This is a genomic window from Actinomycetota bacterium (genome assembly GCA_005888325.1).
Lineage (GTDB): Bacteria > Actinomycetota > Acidimicrobiia > Acidimicrobiales > AC-14 > AC-14.
The window spans coordinates 1-1310 of record VAWU01000086.1 but is presented as its reverse complement, the minus strand read 5'-3'; the positions used below and the strand labels follow the sequence as shown (position 1 = coordinate 1310).

At 69.8% G+C, this 1310-nt stretch carries 1 protein-coding gene; it reads left to right on the top strand.

Annotated elements, in window-relative coordinates; all coding sequences use genetic code 11:
* The first annotated feature begins 483 nt into the window (after positions 1 to 483).
* On the top strand, positions 484 to 1260 hold the full coding sequence (locus E6G06_22095) for a hypothetical protein (GenBank protein TML85253.1): 777 nt from the start codon (positions 484 to 486) through the stop codon (positions 1258 to 1260).
* The last annotated feature ends 50 nt before the right edge of the window (positions 1261 to 1310 follow it).

Here is a 1310-nt window from a genome sequence, read left to right as displayed (position 1 = left end):
CGGAGTCGACACGCCGGGCGTCGTCCGCGGCGACACGTGGTACCTGCGCAACTCGAACACCGGAGGCCTCGCCGACATCGTGTTCAAGTTCGGCAACCCCGGTGATTTCCCGATCGTGGGCGACTGGAACGGCAACGGAGTCGACACGCCGGGCGTCGTCCGCGGCGACACGTGGTACTTGCGCAACTCGAACACCGGAGGCCTCGCCGACATCGTGCTCAAGTTCGGCAACCCCGGTGATTTCCCGATCGTGGGCGACTGGAACGGCAACGGAGTCGACACACCCGGGGTGATCCGCGGCGACACGTGGTACCTGCGCAACTCGAACACCGGAGGCCTCGCCGACACCGTGCTCCAGTACGGCAACGCGGGTGACATTCCCCTCGTGGGTGACTGGAACGGCGACAACCGTGACTCGCCGGGCGTCGCCCGGTGACGGTGCTCAGCCAGTGACGGTATCGAGCTCGAAATGGGCGTGAGCTAGTGGCAGTGGTGATCTCGGTCGAAGCCGTCGTTCTAGCGGTGGTCGGATTCCTCGTCGCCGGGCTGCTGCGGAGCCATGCCGAGATCCTGCGGTCGCTGCGCGATCTCGAACGCGGCCTCGACCCCGATTTCCGGCAGCCGGTGCGCTCTCGACCCTCGGGGGTCCCGGTCCGGGACCCGGGCTCGCCCGCCGCCGACGTGGTGGGCGCGACGCCGACCGGCGATGCCATCACGGTCGGCGTCGTGGAAGCCGACCAGGGCACGCTCCTCGCCTTCCTCACCAGCGGTTGCCACTCCTGCCACCTCTTCTGGGAGGCCTTCGACCGCCGCGACCTCGCAGTGCCGGGCGACGCCCGGCTGGTGATCGTCACCCGGAGCACCGAGCACGAGAGCGAGTCGCGGCTCGCCGCGCTCGCACCTCGCGACGTGGTCGTCGTCATGTCCGACGAGGCGTGGAAGACGTACCAGGTCAGGGCGGCGCCGTATTTCGTCTACGTCGACGGGCCGTCGGGCCGCATCGTCGGCGAGGGCGCGGCAGGAACGTGGGAGCACGTCTCGAATCTCATGCACCAGGCCCTCGCGGACGCGGAGATCGGCAAGGGCAGGCGCCGGCGAGGCCGCCTCGTCCCCGACGTCGATCGCGGCGTCCGGGTCGACCGCGACCTGGCGAGCGCCGGAATCCACCCCGGCCACGACAGCCTCTACCGGTCTCCGATACGTCGGGACGAGCCCGCCGCCGAGGAGCCCGAGGGCGAGAACGGCACGTGGCCCGCCTGAGCGCTGTCGGCATCGACGTCGAGATACCTTCGGGCTGGGACGCACGCATC